Source organism: Aquabacterium sp., from assembly GCF_036279675.1.
Classification (GTDB): domain Bacteria; phylum Pseudomonadota; class Gammaproteobacteria; order Burkholderiales; family Burkholderiaceae_C; genus Aquabacterium.
Genome location: NZ_DASUIS010000001.1, coordinates 1 through 19676, shown reverse-complemented (window position 1 = coordinate 19676; position 19676 = coordinate 1). Strand labels below are relative to the sequence as shown.

Sequence of the window (19676 nt, the reverse complement as noted above, 5' to 3'; positions counted from 1 at the left end):
CCTATGGACGCAGCAATTTCCGACTCCTCCCCCCCGAACAAGCGCCGCTATGGCGGCGTCCTGCCCGAAGAGCGCCAGCGCCTGCGGCGTGCCAAGCTCATCGAAGGCGCGCTGGAGGTGTTCGGGACCAAGGGCTTCCACGCCACGACCGTGCGCGAGGTCTGTGTGGCGGCGCACCTGACGGAGCGCTACTTCTACGAGTCCTTCAAGACCCTGCCGCAGCTTTTCCTGGCCACCTACGCCGAATTGCGCGCGCAACTGATGGATTTGACGCTCGCGTCGATCAAGCAGGCCGAGCAGACGCCGCTGGGCATGCTGGAGCCCGCCATGCGCGTGTTCCTGGAGTTCATCCGCGACGACCCTCGCCGTGGCCGCGTGATGCTGGTGGATTCGCTGGGCGTGAACGACGAAGTCGCCGCCCTGAGCGGGGCAACCGCGCGTGACTATTCCGCCATGATGCGCCAGCACCTGCATCTGCTGGTGCCCAAAGAGCGTGCCGACGAGATCAACCTGGATCTGCTGGCCGACGGCATGATCGGCCTGAACGTGCTGCTGGCCTCACGCTGGATGCAGGACGGCTTTGCCGAACCCATCGACAAGGTGGTCAAGACCAATCTGCTGCCGTATCAAGGCTTGTTGTCCCTGGTGGGGGCGGCGCCCAGGCGCGCTTGAACCTGTTGCCAGGCCTGCTATGGTGGCGACATGCTTGAAGCCATTCGCCAGCAATTGACCCAGCGCTACGAAGAGCCCCATCGGGCCTACCACGGTATGGCGCACGTCGAGGCCTTGCTGCAAGGGCAGCTGGCGCATCGGGATCTGATCAGGGATCAGCAGGCCGTGATGCTGGCGATCTGGTTCCACGATGCGGTGTATGACACCCACCAGCACGACAACGAAGAACGCAGTGCCCTGCTGGCTGGCGACATGCTGGCGCAGGTCGGTGCCGATCCCGCCCTGATCGACTCGGTGCAGCGCAAGGTGCGTGCCACGCATCGCCATGAGTGGACCGATGGCGACACGGATACGGCGGTGTTCCTCGATCTGGATCTGGGCATTCTGGCTGCGTCTCCCGACGCGTATGACCGCTATGCCGGGCAGGTTGCCCAGGAGTACAACTGGGTGCCAGAGCAGGCTTACAAGGCGGGGCGGGCCAAGGTCCTGCAAGCCTTTGTGGATCGGCCTCAGGTCTATTTCACCCCAGCCTTGCAGGCGCTGTGGGAAGACAAGGCCCGCGCCAACCTGCAACGTGAAATCGCCGCGCTGATGGCTTGACCATCAACGCGGCGTCAGGCGTGAATGCCGGGTGATCAGGCTTGCTTGGCAGCGGCCTGGCCAGCACTTGATTCCTTCAGCCCGAACTGGCGCATCAGTTTGGCGCGCTTGGCTGGCAGGAAGTTGATGCGGTCCACATCTCCACCGGTGGCGGCAATCACGCGCTTGTCCATCACGGCAAACCAGATCGGAGGCACATAGGCGGCCAGGAACATGCCGAAGTAGCCGGAGGGCAGGGTGGGCAGCTCGGGGAAGTTGCGCAGGGACTGGTAGCTGCGGGTCGGGTTGGCGTGGTGATCCGAGTGGCGCTGCAAATGGAACACGACCAGGTTGGACACGATGTGGTTGCTGTTCCAGGAATGGTGCGGCTGGCAGTGCTCGTAGCGGCCATCGGCCTTCTTCAGACGCGACAGGCCATAGTGCTCGATGTAGTTGGCCGAGGTCAGCTGGAAGGCACCCCAGAAGGCCACGACAGCCAGGATGGGGATCATCTGCGTGCCGAAGGCCAACGTCAGGCCACCATACAGCAAGGCGGTGATCAGGCCGGCTTGCACGATCTCGTTGTCGATGCTCCAGACCGATTTGCCAAGGCGATCGAGGCGCTCGGTTTCCAGATCCCATGCGCGGAAGAAGGCGCCGGGCAGTTCACGGAACATGAAGCGGTAGATCGTCTCGCCCATCTTGGACGAGGCAGGGTCTTCTGGCGTGGCCACATGGCGATGGTGACCGCGGTTGTGCTCGATGGAGAAGTGACCATAACCACCCAGCGCCGAGTTGAACAGGCCCATCTTGCGGCCGATCCAGTCCTTCTTGTGGCCCAGTTCGTGGCTCAGGTTCAGGCCAAAGCCCAGCATGGAGCCGGTGACGATGGTGGTGGCCAGCCAGCTGTACCAGGGCAGGTCGTGCGTGGCCAGGAACACCACGTTGAACAGCAGGCTGCACCACAGCACCGGCACCACGGCATAGTTGATCCAGCGGTAGTAGCCATCGGCCTCCAGACGGGGCACGGCGGCTTCGGGCGGGTTGCTCAGGTCTTCGCCCATGATGGCATCCATCAGCGGGATGCCGATGTAGAACGCGATCAGGCTGGCGAAGAACCACAGAGGGTGGGTGTAGCCGTTGAGGTAGGCCACAGGGCCGATCACCACGGCGGCCGGCGCGATCACCGACAGCAGCCACATGGCCTTCTTGCGGTCGCGGTAGCTGGCGGGGTCTTGCGCATGCAAGGGCAGAACAGTACTCATTGATGTGTCTCCTCAGTTCCTTGAACCATGACGAGACTGTGCGTTTTTCGTTCTCGACGCGACACCGCTTGTGCTGGCAGAATATCGTCATTTAGTGACACGCGCACCCGGCACGAAAGGACTGACATGCATGCGCCAGTAGATTGGCTCAAGCCGTCCATGCACCCGGTTTACGCGCGACTGATCTGTGCGGAACTGCGGCGTCGAGGCTTCTCGGAAGAGGAGATCCTGCAGGGCACGCGGCTGAACTGGGCGGAGCTGCATGGCAGCAACCTGTTCCTGAGCTTCGAACAGGCGCGCCGCCTGATCTTGCGGGCCATCGAGTTGAGCCAATGCCCCTGGCTGGGGCTGGCCGTTGGCCAGACCACGCAGTTGTCGGCGCACGGCGCGGTGGGCTATGCCGGCATGGCGGCCAGCAATGTGGGCGAGGTCATGATGCTGCTGCAGCGCTTTGCCGATGTGCGTCAGCGCCTGGGGCGCTTTGATGTCGACACGCGTGGTGGCTTTGCGATCACCTTGACCGAGGTGCTGACGGCGCCGGAGGTGCGCGAATACCTGATCGGGCACATTGCTGCGGGCTTGTTGCGCCTGATGGAAACCATCACAGGGCAGGACCTGCTCGGGCGCATCACCATCCATTGGCCTTTCGTGGAGCCGCCCTGGGCGCAGCACTATCGGGACTTCTGCCCGCAGAGTCAGTTCGGTGCCGACATGCTGCGCATCGAGATGCCGCCCGATTTGCTCACGTGCCCCAGTCTGGCGCCTGATCCGGAGGCCTACCGCACAGCCTTGCGTGACTGCGAACGCCAGCTCAGTCAGATCCAGTTGGGTACGGTGACCACGCGTGTGCAGCGCCGGTTGCTGGGCTGTGATGGCAGCTATCCCTCGCTGGAGCAGATGGCCGAGATGGAGCATGTGTCGGTGCGCACGCTCATCCGCCATTTGCGTGAAGAGGGCATGACCTACCAGCGTTTGCTGGACGGCGTGAGGGAGGAGCTCGCCTGCTGGTTGCTCGTGCACACGGGCATGAGCGTGGAGGCCGTGGCAGAAAAGCTGGGCTATCAGGACACCTCCAACTTCAGCCGCACGTTTCGGCGCTGGCTGGGTGTGACGCCACGCGCCTTTCGCGAAGCTCGGCCAGCCCCTGTCAAAGCAGGCTGATCAGGCTGCCATGCTGCGCACCCAGGTTACCGTGAGCGCGCACAGGCGGTCACAGGCGGGCGCAGCCGTGACCGTGTGATCGGCATGCTCCAGGTGGGCCAGCTCGATCAATTGCGTGGATGCGATCTGACGCCAAGGCGCCGTCGGCATGGCCTGATCCTCGAACTCGCGTGCGATCTTGTCGTCCTCGCTCAGGGCCAGCGCGACACGCAAGCCGGCACGCACAACCTGGTGGCCGGTGCGCTCTGGCAGGGGCATGGCGGCTTCGCTTTGTGGCGCACGCCGCCCGAAGAGACGTTTGATGCGTGCCATCACGGACTGGCTCAGTGCATGCAACAGTACCTTGAAGGCGCTGATCTTGGGCAAGCGCCTTTGAACCAGGATCCTGTGCCATAGCTCACCACTGAGCAGGCGCCGCAGGAAGTAGTGCTTCAGCCTGGTGTCGGCGGCCCCCTCGGGCGTGTGCACCCATGGGTTGACCAGGATGAGCCCGCCGACACGCTTGTCCTTGGGGGCGTAGAAGCAGGCCGCCGTGGCGCCATCACACAAGCCCCAGATCACCACGCGCTTGAGCGAAGGCACTTGCTGCATGAAAGCATCGATCGCCGCTTTCAGATCGGCATCCACCGATTCGAAAGTTTGCTGCGCCGCCCAGGAGTCGCCCATGCCACGGTAGTCGAAGCGCATGGCGGCAAGGCCTTCGGCAGCAGCATGGCGCGCCAGTTTGACGAACAGCCTGTGGCTGCCCACGCGGTATTGGGGCCCGCCCACCACGATCAGTAGGCCGGTGTCAGCCGCAGATGCGTCAACGGGCAGGCTCACGATGCCAACCGATGCGGCGCCGGCGCAGTCGAACAGGAAGGCGTGTTCTTCGTGCTTCATGATGCACAGGCCTTCAACGCGTCTTCGGACGGCCCGATCAAGGACAGGGCGATTTCCACTTCGGTGGATTGCCAGAACTTGTTGCCAAGACAGGCCTGCCCTTGGCAGACGTGCCCGGCAGCCCGTGCTTTCTCCAGCCAGTTGCTGGTCGCCGGCGTGAGTTCCGGTGGCTCGCCGTGCGTCACTTCCAGCACGGTGACGGGTGCACGGTGATCAGCGGGCAACTTGAAGCTGCTGGCTTCCAGTTCTTGTGCCAGCACAGGCGACAGCCAGTAGCCGCCCACCGCGACTGCCTGGTCGTTCTTCAAGTCCGCGCGCAGTTCGGCCAGAACGTTCCGGGATTGAGGGCTTTGCCCCAGGTCGGCGCCCAGCCGGATGCGCAGGAACTGCGTCAGATATTGCTGACCGTTGAACACGGGCTGCCATGCCAGCAAGGGCAGGTTCATCTGTCGGCGCTGCATCCAGCTTGATGCGAGCAGGCTGCCGGCACGCAAGCTCCACAGCGCCATGGGGCCGGGCCCCTGGGCGCTCAGCCAGTCGCAGGCCTGGTCAAGATCATCCAGCCAGCCAGACCAGCTGGCTTCGCCGAAATCGCCTTCACTGTCGCCACAGCCGTGCAGGTCCATCTGCAGCACGGTCCAGCCTTGCTTTGCAAAAGCCTGTGCGCCAAGCGCCACCATGTGGCGCGAGCGATTCAGTTCTTCGGCAAAGGGCGGGATGTAGAGGATCGTGCCACGTACCCGTCCGGATGGGCGGGTGAGCAGGCAGAAGCGTCGGCCCGCACCTTTTCCCAGGAAGAAAACCTCTCGGCTCGGCGACATGGGCTCAGCCGAGTTTTTGGGCGATGAAATCGGCCAGCGAACCCACGGTTGCAAAGACGGAACCATCGATCTCGTCGTCGCCAATCGAGACGCCAAAAGCTTCTTCAATGCCCGTGATCAGGGTGGCCACGGCCATGGAGTCCAGTTCGGGCAAGGCGCCGAGCAGGGGCGTATCACGATCAAACGACGCGCTGCGGCCATTGAGGCTGAGGTTGTCGTCAAGCAAGGCAAGAACTTGGCGGAGGTGCGTGGACAAGGTGGAACCCTCTTGGGCCTTGGCCGGCAATCGCAGGCAAGGCAGTCTGGTGTCAGGCATGAGGCCTTCTGGCAGGCGGCTTGCAGCGTACCACGTGGTGCCGCGGCAGCCCCCTGTCCACGGGGCCCGTGTGTGTGGGGTTTTTCACCCTTGCTCCCCTGAACGAGGGTCGGGTGCCGAGGTCATAATCTTCATTCACGCCTGAGCCTGACCTTGTTTGCCCCCTTCATGACGGAAACCCATCTGCTTCACGACCTGCTGACGAGTGCGGCAGCCCGCCATGCCTCGTCTCTCGCCCTGACTTACGGCGAGCAGCACCTCGCCTATGGCGAGTTGCAGACGCAGGTGAGCGCTTGGGCTTCGGGCTTGATCAAGCTGGGGCTGGCCAGAGGTGAGCGCGTTGGCGTGTTCCTCGAAAAGCGCATCGAGACGGTTGTGTCCTGTTTTGGCACAAGCGCGGCGGGCGGCGTCTTTGTGCCGATCAACCCCATCCTGCGGCCGATGCAGATCGGTCACATCCTGCGTGACTGCGGCGTGCGTGTGCTGGTGACTTCACCTCAGCGTCTGCCGGCCTTGCTGGAGACGCTGGCCGAATGTCCGGATGTCCGGCATGTGGTCCTGACCGACAAGCTCGACGGGCAGGCAGTGCCGGCCGGTGTGGCGCTGCACGCCTATGAGCAGATCCTGAGCGCCGCGCCTGTCCAGGGGCATCGCGTGATTGACGCCGACCCGGTGGCCATCCTCTACACCTCCGGCAGCACGGGCAAGCCCAAGGGCGTGGTGCTGTCGCATCGCAACATGCTGGTGGGTGCCAAGAGCGTCGCCCAGTATCTGGGCAACCGGGCAGACGACGTCCTGCTGGCTGCCTTGCCCCTGTCCTTTGATGCCGGCTTTTCGCAGCTGACGACAGCCTTCCATGTGGGCGCACGCGTTGTGCTGCTCAACCATGTGTTGCCACAGGACGTGGTCAAGGCCATGGCCAAGGAAGGCGTGACCGGTCTCACCGCTGTGCCACCCTTGTGGATTCAGTTGTGCCAGATGAAGTGGCCGGAATCCGTGGCGACACACTTGCGATACTTTGCCAACACCGGTGGTCGCATGCCGCTGGAAACCCTGACGCAACTGCGCCGCCTGTTTCCTGCCAGCGCACCTTTCCTGATGTACGGGCTGACGGAGGCCTTCCGTGCCACCTACCTGCCGCCCGATCAGGTCGACCTGCGGCCCGATTCCATCGGCAAGGCCATTCCCAACTCCGAGGTGCTCGTGCTCAGGCCGGACGGCACACCGTGTGAGGCAGATGAGCCGGGCGAGCTCGTGCAGCGCGGGCCACTCGTGGCCCTGGGCTACTGGAATGATCCCGAGCGCACGGCCGAGCGTTACAAGCCTTTGCCCGCGGCGGCAGGCGTGCGCCATGGCGCTGTGATGGTGCCCGAGATGGCCGTGTTTTCGGGCGACATGGTGCGCCGCGATGCCGAGGGCTACCTGTATTTCATTGGCCGCCATGACGAGATGATCAAGACCTCGGGTTACCGGGTCAGCCCCACGGAAGTGGAGGAGGGCCTGTATTCGACAGGGCTGGTCGGCGAATGCGTGGCCTTTGGCGAGCCCGATGCTGCCTTGGGTCAGGCCATCGTGGTCGTGGTGACGCCACCGGCTGGTGCGCAGGATGTGGGCGTGGATGCCTTGCTGCGCGAGTGCCGCCAGCGTCTGCCTGTGTACATGGTGCCCCGGCGCATCGAAGTGCGCACGGGCAGCCTGCCTCGCAACCCCAATGGCAAGATCGACCGCAAGGCCCTGGTGGCGCAACTGACGAGCCCGACATGACTGAGCAAGCCCCCAAGCCTTCCGCACCTGTTGCGCCGCCCGTGCATCCTCCGATGCGTTACTTTGCCGATGCGCTGGCCGAATTGACGGTGGGCGGTGTGCCCTTGCTGCGACTGGCTGCCCGCGTCGGGAGCACGCCTTTTTACGCCTATGACCGCGCAGCCATGGCGGCCCGCGTCGCCGAGTTGCGAGCCGCCTTGCCGGCAGCCTTGCGCATCAGCTATGCGATGAAAGCCAATCCGATGCCGGCGGTCGTGCAGCACATGGCGGGCCTGGTCGATGGCCTGGACGTGGCGTCTGCCGGCGAGATGATGGTGGCGCTGGATGCGGGCATGGACGCCCGCCACATCAGCTTCGCCGGGCCAGGCAAGACCGAGGCCGAACTGCATCGCGCCGTGGCGGCGGGCATCCTGCTCAACGTGGAGTCCTTCCGCGAACTGCCCATCCTGCAGGCAGCTTCGCGCGAGCTCGGGTTGCCGGCCCGCGTGGCCGTTCGCGTGAACCCGGACTTCGATCTCAAGAGCTCGGGCATGAAGATGGGCGGTGGCCCCAAGCCTTTCGGTGTGGATGCCGAAGTGGTGCCCGAGCTGCTGGCGGCCATCGGCCAGGCACAACTGGCGTTTGAAGGGTTTCACATCTACGCCGGCTCGCAGAACCTGAATGCAGCGGCGGTGGTGGAAGCGCAATGCAAGTCGTATGAGCTGGCGGTTCGTCTGGCCCAGTGTGCCCCGGCGCCGGTTCGGCATCTGAACCTGGGTGGCGGCTTTGGCATCCCTTATTTCCCGGGCGACAAGCACCTGGACCTGGCACCCATTGGTGCCAATCTGGCCGAACTCATCGAGCGTGCCGGAACCGATCTGCCCGAGGCGCAACTCTCCATCGAACTGGGGCGCTACCTTGTGGGTGAGGCTGGCGTGTATGTCTGCCGCGTGCTGGACCGCAAGGTCTCGCGCGGCCTGACCTATCTGGTCACGGATGGTGGCCTGCACCACCACCTGGCTGCTTCGGGCAACTTCGGTCAGGTCATTCGCAAGAACTACCCCGTGCGCCTGGGCAAGGCGTCCGATGTGGCGACGGTGGACATGGAGGCCGTGTCGGTGGTGGGGCCCTTGTGCACGCCGCTGGACTTGCTGGGCGACCGTTGCCGATTGCCTCACGCCGAACCGGGTGACCTGGTCGCGATCATGCAGTCGGGGGCTTACGGCGCGTCTGCCAGCCCGCAGCGTTTTCTGGGCCACCCTGAAGTCAGGGAAGTGCTGGTCTGATGGCTCTCAACGTACCTCGTTTGCGCCGCTCGGTGCGGCGTGCGCTGGCTGGGCGCCCCGTGACGCTGGAGGACGTGTGCGAGCGCACCTGGACGGTGTGCCCCGAGGCCCGCAGCGTGGCGCCGCCCGCCTTGTTCCCGGATGGCGCCGTCGACAAGATCACCCAGCTGTCGCCCTTCAGAACCTGGGAGGTCGAGGAGCCCTTGATCCGTGGTGGCGAGGTGTTGCTCAAGCCCACGACGGGCCATCTGCTGCGTGATGTGCATGTGGTGGCCGGCTACCTGTACTGCGGTGGATTCGAATGGCTGGGCGGGTACGGCGAGGCGCCTTGGTGGTTGCCGCCCCTGCAGACCGAGCCGCCGCTGGATCAGGCCACGATGGTGTCCACGAACTCCGGCACCTTGTATTTTGGTTGCCTCCTGCTGGATGACTTCCCGCTGGAATTGCTGAGCACGGATCTGGCTCATAACGTGTCGCTGATGTCCAAGCCGTCCGGGCATGAGGCGGGCTACCGTGCCTTGCTGGGCTTGCCGCCCAAGCGCGTGGTGCAACGAGCCCGTATCCGAGAGATGACTTTTTTTGTGGATCCCGCCTACAACGCATCCAAGATCGACCGCTATCGCCAGTTGCGCCAGGCCTTGCGCCGTCACGCACCGCCATCAGCTTGCTCCGGGCGCCTCTATATCCGTCGCGGCATGGCGGGGCAACGCCGCGTGATGGCCAACGAAGCCGAGCTGGAAGCCGTGCTGATGCAGCGGGGCTTCACGGTCATCGACCCCATGCAACTCTCGGCGGCCGAGGTCACCCGCATGAGCCTGGATGCCCGGGTGGTGGTGAGCATCGAAGGCAGCCAGATTTCGCATGCCATTTTCTCGATGGCCGATGACGCGGCGCTCGTGGTGCTGCAACCTCCGGATCGCTTCTGTACCCAGTACAAGGAGTTCACCGACGCCATGGGCATGCGTTTTGGCTTCGTGGTGTGTGACCGGGCAGAAGAAGGTTTTTCGGTCAACATCCCCGAGTTGTTGCATCTGCTGGACCGAATCGAGCCCTGAAGCTCGGCACCCGTGCCGGGGCTTCTTACAATGCACGGATGCCTTTCGTACATCTGCGCTCCCACACCGAATTTTCAGTCGTTGACGGCACCGTCCGTATTGACGATCTGGTCAAGGCTGCGGCCAAGGATAACCAGCCCGCGGTCGCGGTGACCGACCTGAGCAACCTCTTCGGTGCACTCAAACTCTACAAAAGCGCACAGAAGAAGGGCGTTCAACCCATCATCGGCGCCGATGTGTGGGTGGAGCCCGATGAAGCCGGCAAGGCGCCCACCCGCCTCTTGCTGCTGATCCAGAACCGCAAGGGCTATCTGCGCCTGTGCGAACTGCTGGGCGAGGCCTGGACGGCGCCGGGGCAGCGCTCGCACGCCTGGGTGCACTGGGCCTCACTAGCGGCCAACAACGAAGGCTTGATCTGCCTGTCTGGCGCCGAAATGGGCATGGTGGGGCAGGCCTTGCTCATGGGGGATGTGGCCAAGGCCGAAGCGCAGGCCCGCAAGCTGGCCGAGACCTTCCCCAACCGCTTCTACATCGAGCTGCAACGTGCCGGGCACAGCACGAACGAGCCTTACATCCGTGATGCCGTGCCCCTGGCCGCGCGTCTGCAACTGCCGGTGGTGGCCACCCATCCCATCCAGTTCCAGGAGCCGGATGACTTCCAGGCGCACGAGGCGCGCACCTGCATCGCCGAGGGCGAGACCCTGGGCAACCCCAAGCGCGTCAAGCGCTTCACGCGCGATCAGCATTTCAAGACCACGGCCGAGATGGAGGCCTTGTTTGCCGACATCCCGTCTGCCATCACCAACACGCTGGCCATTGCCCGCCGTTGTTCGCTGACCCTGGTGCTGGGCAAACCACAGCTGCCCAACTTTCCCACGCCCATCATGCCCAATGGTGAGCCTCAGCCCATGGAAGACTACTTCCGCGAGCTGTCTCACGAGGGCCTCAAAGAGCGCCTCATCCATCTCTACCCTGATGAGGCCGAGCGGGAGAAGCAACGCCCCAGCTACATCGAGCGCCTGGACTTCGAGATCAACACGATCCTGAAGATGGGCTTCCCTGGCTACTTCCTGATCGTGCAGGACTTCATCAACTGGGCCAAGAACAACGGCTGCCCCGTGGGGCCAGGCCGGGGCTCCGGTGCCGGCTCGCTGGTGGCGTACGCGCTCAAGATCACGGACCTGGACCCGCTCAAGTACAACCTGCTGTTCGAGCGCTTCCTGAACCCCGAGCGTGTCTCGATGCCTGACTTCGACATCGACTTCTGTCAGGGCAACCGCGACCGCGTCATCGACTACGTGAAGGACCGTTACGGCCGCGATGCCGTCTCGCAGATTGCCACCTTCGGCACCATGGCCGCCAAGGCCGCCTTGCGTGACGTGGGCCGCGTGCTGGGCATGGGTTATGGCCATGTGGACAGCATCGCCAAGCTGATCCCCGCGCCTCCGGGCAAGAGCGTGACGCTGGCCAAGGTGCCCGCCGAGCCCGATCCCGGCATCATCTACGCCCGCAAGGAAGCGCCCGAACTGGAAGAGCGCGAGAAGGCCGAAGAAGAAGTGGCCTCGCTGCTGGAGCTGGCCATGCGCGTGGAAGGCATGGTGCGCAACATCGGCATGCACGCCGGGGGCGTGCTGATTGCGCCGGGCAAGATCACCGACTTCTGCCCGCTGTACATGCAGCCCGGCAGCGACTCGGCCGTGAGCCAGTACGACAAGGACGACGTGGAAGCCATCGGCCTGGTGAAGTTCGACTTCCTGGGCCTGGCCACGCTGACCATTCTGGAGCTGGCCAAGGACTACATCGTCGCGCGCCACCCGGATCAGAAGGACTTCGATTTCGCCAAGATCCCGCTCGATGATGCGGCCGCCTATCGCTTGCTGTCAGAGGGCAAGACCGTGGCCGTGTTCCAGCTTGAATCCCGCGGGATGCAAGGCATGCTGCGAGACGCCAAGCCCAGCGTCTTCGAGGACATCATTGCGCTGGTGGCGTTGTACCGACCAGGTCCGATGGACCTGATCCCCTCGTTCTGTGCCCGCAAGCACGGTCGCGAAGAGGTGGACTACCCGCACCCGCTGATGGAGTCCGTGCTCAAGGAGACCTACGGCATCATGGTCTACCAGGAGCAGGTGATGCAGGTGGCCCAGAAGGTGGGGGGCTACTCGCTCGGTGGCGCCGACATGCTGCGCCGTGCGATGGGCAAGAAGAAGGTCGAGGAGATGGCCGAGCACCGCTCCATCTTCGCGGCCGGTGCAGCCAAGAACGACATCAGCGAGAACCTCGCCAATGAGATCTTCGACTTGATGGAGAAGTTCGCGGGCTACGGCTTCAACAAGTCGCACGCGGCGGCCTATGCCTTGCTGGCGTACCACACGGCCTGGTTGAAGGCGCACTACACCGCTGAATTCTTCTCAGGGAACATGAGCGTGTCGAGTGATGACACGGACAAGCTCAAGATCTTCCATGACGATGCCACGCAGAACTTTGGCATCACCTTCACGCCACCCGATGTGAATCAGGGCGAGTGGCGCTTCGTGCCCACGGGCAACAAGACCATCTGCTATGCACTGGGTGCGGTCAAGGGCACGGGGCAGGGCGCCATCGAAGCACTGGTGCGCGAGCGCAAGGAGAATGGGCCCTTCAAGAGCTTCTTCGATTTCTGCGCGCGCGTGGACCGCAAGCTGGTCAACAAGCGCGTGGTCGAGGCCCTGATCAAGGCCGGCGCGTTTGATTCGCTGGAACCACATCGTGCAGGCCTGCTGGCCAGTGTGGGGCTGGCCTTCGAGTACGCTGACACGCTGGTGGCCAACGCCGATCAAGGTGGCCTGTTCGACTTCGGCGACAGCCATGCGGCCTCCACCAACGAGCCGGAACTGGTGCCCACCGAACCGTGGACCTTGAAAGAACGCCTGTCGCTGGAAAAGACCGCGATCGGCTTCTACCTCTCTGGCCACCTGTTTGACGAAGCCGAATCCGAAGTGCGGCGCTTTGCCCGCCAGCGCATCGGGGACCTCAAGGACAGCCGCGACCCCCAAGTGGTGGCCGGCATCATCAGCGAGTTGCGCATCATCAACGGCACGCGCGGCCGCGTGGCCATCTTCAAGCTCGACGACAAGAGCGATGTGATCGAGGCCGTGGCCAACCAGGACACGCTGGACGCCAACAAGGACCTGCTCAAGGACGACGAACTCGTCATCATCCAGGGCAAGGTGCAGACCGATCGCTTCTCGGGCGGCTTGCGTCTGAACGTGCAGCAGGTGTTCAGCCTGGCGGCGGCACGTTGCCGTTACGCGCGCTTCGTGCGGGTGCAGGCCAAGGATCAGAAGTTCCCCATTGCCGATGTGTTGCGGGAGTTCCCGGCGCGGCGCATCGAGGCGCCCCAGCCCGATCTGCCCGACACGGTGCAAGGCCTGCCCGTGCGCGTGATCATCGAGCGGCGCACGCCTGATATCGCAGCGCGTGCCGAGATGGAGTTGGGCGATGCCGCCCGCGTGTACCCCAGCGACCAGGCCATGCAGCGCTTCAAGGAACTGATGCCAGAGGCGCAGGCCACCGTGGTGTACGGCGAGGGCTGATCTTCGGGTCATTCGCGTGGTGCTTGCCAAGCGTTGAATACTGTATGAAAATACAGTATGTCGATCGTGCAGCCCCTCCCTGATCCGCGCAAGCTGAGTGCGCCTCGCAAGGGGCGAGGCACGACCACGCAGATCGCGCATCGCTTCGAGGGGGCGCAGCGTGAAGTGGATGAACACGTCGAGCTGGCGCCATCTGGCGATCAGGCCTTGTGGGGCGAGGATGACGTGGCGGCCCCCGTCCCGACGCAGGTCACGCCCGAGCAGGCTCGCAGCATCCTGTCACGCAATGATTCGCCAGACATCCCGTTCACCTGGTCGATCAATCCTTACCGGGGCTGCGAACATGGCTGCATCTACTGCTATGCCCGACCTACCCACAGCTACCTGAACCTGTCGCCCGGGCTGGATTTTGAAACGCGCCTGATGGCCAAGGTCAATGCGGCCGACCTGCTGAGGCGCGAACTGGCCCGCCAGGGGCACGAGCCATCGCCCATCAACATCGGCTCGGCAACGGATCCTTATCAACCCGTCGAGCGCGAGTGGCGCATCACGCGTGGCGTGCTGGAGGTGCTGCATGCCTGTCAGCATCCTTTCACCATCGTGACCAAATCCAGTGGTGTCGAGCGCGATCTTGACATCCTCTCCGTGGCAGGTGCGCGCAAGCAGGCCTATGTGATGATCAGCATCACCACCCTGGACAGCGATCTGTCCAGGCGGTTGGAGCCGCGCGCTGCCGCGCCCATGCGGCGCTTGCAGACCGTTCAAAGGCTGGCGCAAGCTGGCGTGCCGGTCGGCGTGAATGTCGCGCCCATCATCCCTTTTCTCAATGAGCCCGAGATCGAGCAGATCATCGAGGCGGCCGCCCTGGCCGGGGCCATGAACATCCACTACACGGTGGTGCGCCTGCCTTGGGAGGTCAAGCCCTTGTTCGAAGAATGGCTGATGCACCACGTGCCGGACAAGGCCGCACGCATCATGGCCCGGGTGCGCGAATTGCGTGGCGGCAAGGACTATGACGCTGACTTCAGCTTGCGCATGAAGGGTGAAGGGGTGTGGGCCCGCTTGATCGCGCAGCGGGTTCGCAAGTCGGCGGCGCGCCATGGCATGGGGCGCCTGGCGCTGGAGCTGGACAGCAGCCACTTTGATCGCAGCGCCTTGCACCAGGAGGACGAGGTCCAGTTGGGCTTGTTCTGATCGGCGTGAGCCTTACTGGATGATGGGCATGTCCTGTTCGACGGGCTTGTCGCCGTCGAACAGATGCTCCACTTCACGGTCGCCCAGACGGCTGTCGCCATCGTGTTCATCGTCTTGCTCGTCGGTGGGTGAGGTCACCACGGGCAGGGGGTCAAGCGATCGCCAGGCGGGGGTGCTGATGAGCGCGCTGGTCACCAGGCCTGACATGCGGGCCGTCCACCAGATCGTGCCGATCGACAACCCCAGTCCGGACGAGTAGGTGGCGATCTTGGTCAGGCGGATGGGGGCGCGTCCACTGTCGTTGTCGGCGGCGTCTGCATCAGCCAGATGGCCGGCGGGCAGGGCATGCGTCACGCTGCTCAGCGGGGTGAGCGACAGGTTGATGTCCGGAGCGTGTTCCAGGTTGGGCTTGATCAGGTCAAGCAATTGCATGACCGAGGGCGTATTGGCCGCGGTAGACATGGCGGACGTCACGTAGGTCCCTGCAGGCGGCGCAAAGAAGATCTGCCTTGCGGTTCCGAACGAATCCGAGATCCTGCCAGGTGTCCATGTGCTGTTTGTCAACTGATGAAGCAATGCGCCAACGGAACCCGTTTCCGTGCTGTCGGTGACGTCTGCCTTGGACGGCGGTGCCAGCACAATGGGCTCTTCGCGCACAGGCTTGGGTTCACTGACCTTGGTGGGCTTGGGCGTGCTGGTGTCGCTGTCGTTCTTGTTGGTGGTGTCGACCTTGGTGGGTGGGCTGTCGGTGTTGGATGTGTTGCCGCTTGGGCCCATGTCCACAAGGGGTGAGGACGCCTGGATGTTCATCACACGCACATTGCTGCTGTCGGCTTGCCCATCGAAAGCCACATAGCTGAAGCTGTCGCTGCCCACATAGCCCACATTGGTCGTGTACGTCACCTGGCCGCTGCCGCTGATGCTCAGCGTGCCGTGCTGCGGGCCTTGCAGTACGCGTACGGTCAAGGTGTCTCCGTCTGGATCACTCGAGCCGTTGAGCAGGGTGCCGCTGCTCCAGGATGCCGATGGCGCAGCGTTGGCTGTGAGTGTGATGGCACTCATGACCGGGCTGTCATTGACGGCAGTCACATTGATGGTGGCAGAGGCATTGTCGCTGAGCGCCGTGCCTGCGCCGGTATTGCCCAGATCGTTCACGGTCAAGGTGAGGGAGTCGGTCGGCGAGGGGACATCCTGATTGTTGACATAGCTGATCGTGCCCGTGCTGCCGCCAGACAGCAGTTGATTGATCTGAGCGAGCGTGCCCGTGATCGACACGGTGTTGCTGCCGGACCCCGTGATGCTGACCCCGGCGTTGCCAGCGCTCACGTTCAGAATGCCCTGGCCGACAGATAGTTGAGCCTGGACAGTGCCACTCAAGGCGTCGGGGTCGGCGATTTGAATGCCGGTGCCGTGGAGCGTCAGGCCAACCTTCTCAGTGGCGTTGTAGTTGCCCAGGGCTATCTGAGCCGTGGGGGATTCGTTCACGCCCGTGACCGTGACGGCAATGGCCTGTGTGTCCGTGTTGGTGCCGTCGCTCACCTGAACGGTGACGTCATAGACGTTGTTGCCGCCCGCATCGGTGGGCGACTCGTAGTCGGGTGCCGAAACGAAAGTCAGTACGCCTGTCGATGAGTTGATGGCGAACCTGGCCGCATCGGCGCCGCCGGTGATGCTGTAGGTCAACGTGGTGCCGTTGTCCGCATCGGTGGCGGCGATGGTGGTGACAGCCGAGCTGTTCTCCGCCACGTTTCTGGTTGCCGACACAGCGCCGCCATCGCTGGTGATCACCGGTGCGTTGTCGTTCAAGTCCGTGACCGCGATGGCCATCGCTTGTGTGTCCGTGTTGGTGCCGTCGCTGACTTGAACAATGACGTCATAGACGTTGTTGCCGCCTGCATCGGTTGGCGATTCGTAGTCAGGGGCAGACACAAACGTCAACACGCCTGTCGAGCTGTTGATGCTGAACCTGGCCGCGTCGGCACCACCCGTGATGCTGTAGGTCAGCGTGGTGCCGGTATCCACATCGGTGGCAGTCACCGTGGTCACAGCGGTGCTGTTTTCGGCCACGTTCTTCGTGGCGGTGGCACCGCCGCCATCGCTCGAAATGGCAGGCGCGTGGTCGTTCACGTCCGTGACGGTGATGGCAATGGCCTGCGTGTCGGTGTTGGTGCCGTCGGAGACCTGCACGGTGACGTCATAGACATTGTTGCCGCCTGCATCGACGGGGTTCTCATAGTCAGGTGCAGAGACAAAGGTCAGGGCGCCCGTGGATGAGTTGATCGAGAACCTGGCCGCATCGGCACCCCCGGTGATGCTGTAAGTCAGCGTGGTACCGGTGTCCACGTCGGTGGCGGTCACGGTGGTGACGGCCGTGCCATTCTCGGCCACGTTCTTGGTGGCCGATGCGCCACCGCCGTCGCTGGTGATGACGGGGGCGTTGTCGTTCAGGTCCGTGACCGTGACGGCAATCGCTTGCGTATCGGTGTTGGTGCCATCGCTGACCTGGACGGTGACGTCGTAGACGTTGTTGCCACCTGCATCGGTGGGCGACTCGTAGTCAGGTGCTGACACGAAGGTCAGGACACCTGTGGACGAATTGATCGAGAACTTGGCTGCATCGGCACCACCGGTGATGCTGTAAGTCAGGGTGGCGCCAGTGTCCACATCGGTCGCGGTCACGGTGGTCACGGCCGTACCGTTCTCAGCCACGTTCCTGGTCGCGGAGGCACCTCCGCCATCGCTGGTGATGACGGGTGCGTTGTCGTTCAGGTCCGTGACTGTGACGGCAATCGCTTGCGTATCGGTGTTCGTGCCATCAGAGACCTGCACCGTTACGTCATAGACGTTGTTGCCACCAGCGTCAGTCGGTGATTCGTAATCAGGCGCAGACACAAAGGTCAGTACACCCGTAGACGAGTTGATGGAGAACTTGGCGGCATCGGCGCCGCCGGTGATGCTGTAAGTCAGGGTAGTGCCGGTATCGACATCGGTGGCGGTCACGGTGGTGACCGCTGTACCGTTCTCGGCCACGTTCCTGTTCGCGGAGGCACCTCCGCCATCGCTGGTGATGACGGGTGCGTTGTCGTTCAGGTCCGTGATCGTGACGGCAATCGCTTGCGTATCGGTGTTGGTGCCGTCACTGACCTGGACGGTGATGTCATAGACGTTGTTGCCACCTGCATCGGTTGGCGACTCGTAGTTCGGAGCGGAGACGAACGTCAAGACACCCGTCGAGCTGTTGATGCTGAATTTGGCCGCATCGGCGCCGCCGGTGATGCTGTAAGTCAGGGTGGTGCTGGTGTCCACATCGGTCGCGGTCACCGTGGTGACGGCTGTGCCGTTCTCGGCCACGTTCTTGGTGGCGGAGGCGCCGCCGCCGTCGCTGGTGATGACCGGGGCGTTGTCATTCACGTCTGTGACCGTGATCGCAATGGCTTGCGTGTCGGTATGGGTGCCATCGCTCACTTGCACGGTGACGTCATAGACGTTGTCTGCGCCACTGTCGGTGGGGTTTTCATGGTCAGGTGTCGAAACGAAGGTCAGGACGCCTGTCGAGCTGTTGATGCTGAACTTGGCCGCATCGGCGCCACCGGTGATGCTGTAGGTCAGCGTGGTGCCGGTGTCCACATCGGTGGCGGTCACGGTGGTGACGGCCGTACCGTTCTCGGCCACGTTCTTGGTGGCGGAGGCGCCACCGCCGTCGCTGGTGATGACAGGGGCGTTGTCGTTCACATCCGTGATCGTGACCGCAATGGCTTGTGTATCCGTGTTGGCGCCATCGCTGACCTGGACGGTGATGTCATAGACGTTGTTGCCACCAGCGTCGGTTGGCGATTCGTAGTCCGGCGCAGACACAAAGGTCAGTACACCGGTGGACGAATTGATCGAGAACTTGGCCGCGTCGGCGCCACCGGTGATGCTGTAAGTCAGCGTGGTGCCTGTGTCTACATCGTTGGCGGTGACCGTGGTGACGGTCGTGCCGTTCTCTGATACGTTCTTCGTGGCGGAGGCGCCCCCGCCGTCGCTGGAGATGACAGGGGCGTTGTCGTTCAGGTCCGTGACCGTGACGGCAATCGCTTGCGTATCGGTGTTGGTGCCGTCACTGACCTGAACGGTGACGTCATAGACGTTGTTGCCACCAGCATCTGTTGGTGATTCGTAGTCAGGTGCTGAAACGAACGTCAGTACGCCCGTTGAGCTGTTGATGCTGAATTTGGCCGCATCGACGCCACCGGTGATGCTGTAAGTCAGCGTGGTGCCTGTGTCTACATCGTTGGCGGTCACTGTGGTGATGGCCGTGCCGTTCTCTGACACGTTCTTCGTGGCAGACGCGCCGCCGCCATCGCTGGTGATGACAGGGGCGTTGTCGTTCACATCCGTGATCGTGACCGCAATGGCTTGTGTATCCGTGTTGGTGCCGTCACTGACCTGGACGGTGACGTCGTAGACGTTGTTGCCTCCGGCGTCAGTTGGCGATTCGTAGTCAGGAGCCGACACGAAGGTGAGTACGCCGGTGGATGCGTTGATCGAGAACCTGGCCGCATCTGCGCCGCCGAGGATGCTGTAAGTCAGGGTGGTGCCACTGTCCACATCGGTGGCGGTCACTGTGGTGACGGCCGTACCGTTCTCTGCCACATTCCTGGTTGCGGACGCGCCGCCACCATCGCTGGTGATGACGGGTGGGTTGTCGCTCACATCCGTGACCGTGATCGCAATGGCTTGTGAATCCGTGTTGGCGCCGTCGGAGACCTGAACCGTCACGTCGTAGACATTGTCTGCGCCGGCATCGGTCGGGTTCTCAAAGTCAGGAGCCGACACAAAGGTCAGGGCGCCCGTAGATGAGTTGATGGAGAACTTGGCCGCATCGGCGCCACCAGTGATGCTGTAAGTCAGCGTGGTACCGGTGTCCACGTCGGTGGCGGTCACGGTGGTGACGGCTGTGCTGTTCTCAGCCACGTTCTTCGTGGCGGAGGCACCACCGCCATCGCTGGTGATAACCGGTGCGTTGTCGTTCAGATCGGTGACCGTGACGGCAATCGCTTGTGTATCAGTGTTGGTGCCATCGCTGACCTGGACGGTCACGTCATAGACGTTGTCTGCGCCAGTGTCGGTCGGGTTCTCGTAGTCAGG

General features: G+C 63.3%; 13 protein-coding genes. 8 read left to right on the top strand and 5 right to left on the bottom strand.

Translation table 11 applies throughout. From position 1 onward, the window contains the following. Positions 1 to 3: 3 nt before the first annotated feature. Both VFW93_RS00065 and VFW93_RS00060 read left to right on the top strand, forming a co-directional pair. Complete coding sequence (locus tag VFW93_RS00065) at positions 4 to 672, top strand: helix-turn-helix domain-containing protein (protein ID WP_329691948.1); 669 nt, start codon at positions 4 to 6, stop codon at positions 670 to 672. Positions 673 to 702: 30 nt separating this feature from the next. Further along, positions 703 to 1272, top strand: coding sequence for an N-methyl-D-aspartate receptor NMDAR2C subunit (locus VFW93_RS00060; RefSeq protein ID WP_329691947.1), 570 nt, complete (start codon positions 703 to 705; stop codon positions 1270 to 1272). 35 nt (positions 1273 to 1307) lie between these two features. On the opposite strand, the gene VFW93_RS00055 is transcribed toward VFW93_RS00060, so the two are convergent. Further along, positions 1308 to 2516 (bottom strand): alkane 1-monooxygenase, encoded by a 1209-nt coding sequence (locus tag VFW93_RS00055; RefSeq protein ID WP_329691946.1) that lies wholly within the window; start codon positions 2514 to 2516, stop codon positions 1308 to 1310. Positions 2517 to 2642: 126 nt separating this feature from the next. Between VFW93_RS00055 and VFW93_RS00050 the strand changes: the two genes are divergently transcribed. Continuing rightward, positions 2643 to 3677 carry a helix-turn-helix transcriptional regulator gene (locus tag VFW93_RS00050; RefSeq protein WP_329691945.1) on the top strand — a complete coding sequence of 345 codons (1035 nt, stop codon included), beginning with the start codon at positions 2643 to 2645 and terminating at the stop codon, positions 3675 to 3677. Here VFW93_RS00050 and VFW93_RS00045 read toward each other — a convergent pair whose 3' ends face one another. From VFW93_RS00045 to VFW93_RS00035, 3 genes are read right to left on the bottom strand one after another with little or no spacing between them, the layout of a single operon-like run. Beyond that, a complete protein-coding gene (locus tag VFW93_RS00045) occupies positions 3678 to 4559 on the bottom strand; it encodes a hydrolase 1, exosortase A system-associated (protein ID WP_329691944.1) in 882 nt (293 codons plus the stop codon). After that, positions 4556 to 5380 carry a hydrolase 2, exosortase A system-associated gene (locus tag VFW93_RS00040; protein WP_329691943.1) on the bottom strand — a complete coding sequence of 275 codons (825 nt, stop codon included), beginning with the start codon at positions 5378 to 5380 and terminating at the stop codon, positions 4556 to 4558. Before VFW93_RS00040 ends, VFW93_RS00045 begins: the two co-directional genes overlap by 4 nt. 4 nt (positions 5381 to 5384) lie before the next feature. After that, the gene (locus tag VFW93_RS00035) at positions 5385 to 5696 is read right to left on the bottom strand and encodes an acyl carrier protein (protein WP_329691942.1); all 312 of its coding nucleotides are present in this window, start codon (positions 5694 to 5696) and stop codon (positions 5385 to 5387) included. A 168-nt stretch (positions 5697 to 5864) separates the two neighbouring features. Here VFW93_RS00035 and VFW93_RS00030 point away from each other — a divergent pair, with 168 nt between their 5' ends. From VFW93_RS00030 to VFW93_RS00010, 5 genes are read left to right on the top strand one after another with little or no spacing between them, the layout of a single operon-like run. After that, a complete protein-coding gene (locus VFW93_RS00030; protein WP_414639539.1) occupies positions 5865 to 7460 on the top strand; it encodes an acyl-CoA ligase (AMP-forming), exosortase A system-associated in 1596 nt (531 codons plus the stop codon). Further along, the gene (locus VFW93_RS00025; RefSeq protein ID WP_414639538.1) at positions 7457 to 8725 is read left to right on the top strand and encodes a pyridoxal-dependent decarboxylase, exosortase A system-associated; all 1269 of its coding nucleotides are present in this window, start codon (positions 7457 to 7459) and stop codon (positions 8723 to 8725) included. Before VFW93_RS00030 ends, VFW93_RS00025 begins: the two co-directional genes overlap by 4 nt. Beyond that, positions 8725 to 9780 (top strand): glycosyltransferase family 61 protein, encoded by a 1056-nt coding sequence (locus VFW93_RS00020; protein WP_329691940.1) that lies wholly within the window; start codon positions 8725 to 8727, stop codon positions 9778 to 9780. The genes VFW93_RS00025 and VFW93_RS00020 overlap by 1 nt, the downstream gene beginning before the upstream one ends. A gap of 38 nt (positions 9781 to 9818) precedes the next feature. After that, positions 9819 to 13352, top strand: a complete 3534-nt coding sequence (gene dnaE / locus VFW93_RS00015) for a DNA polymerase III subunit alpha (protein WP_329691939.1) — start codon at positions 9819 to 9821, stop codon at positions 13350 to 13352. A gap of 57 nt (positions 13353 to 13409) precedes the next feature. Beyond that, the gene (locus VFW93_RS00010; RefSeq protein WP_329691938.1) at positions 13410 to 14546 is read left to right on the top strand and encodes a PA0069 family radical SAM protein; all 1137 of its coding nucleotides are present in this window, start codon (positions 13410 to 13412) and stop codon (positions 14544 to 14546) included. Between the two features lie 12 nt (positions 14547 to 14558). Here VFW93_RS00010 and VFW93_RS00005 read toward each other — a convergent pair. After that, positions 14559 to 19676, bottom strand: a 5118-nt coding sequence (locus VFW93_RS00005) for a beta strand repeat-containing protein (RefSeq protein WP_329691937.1), incomplete at its 5' end; no start/stop codon positions are given.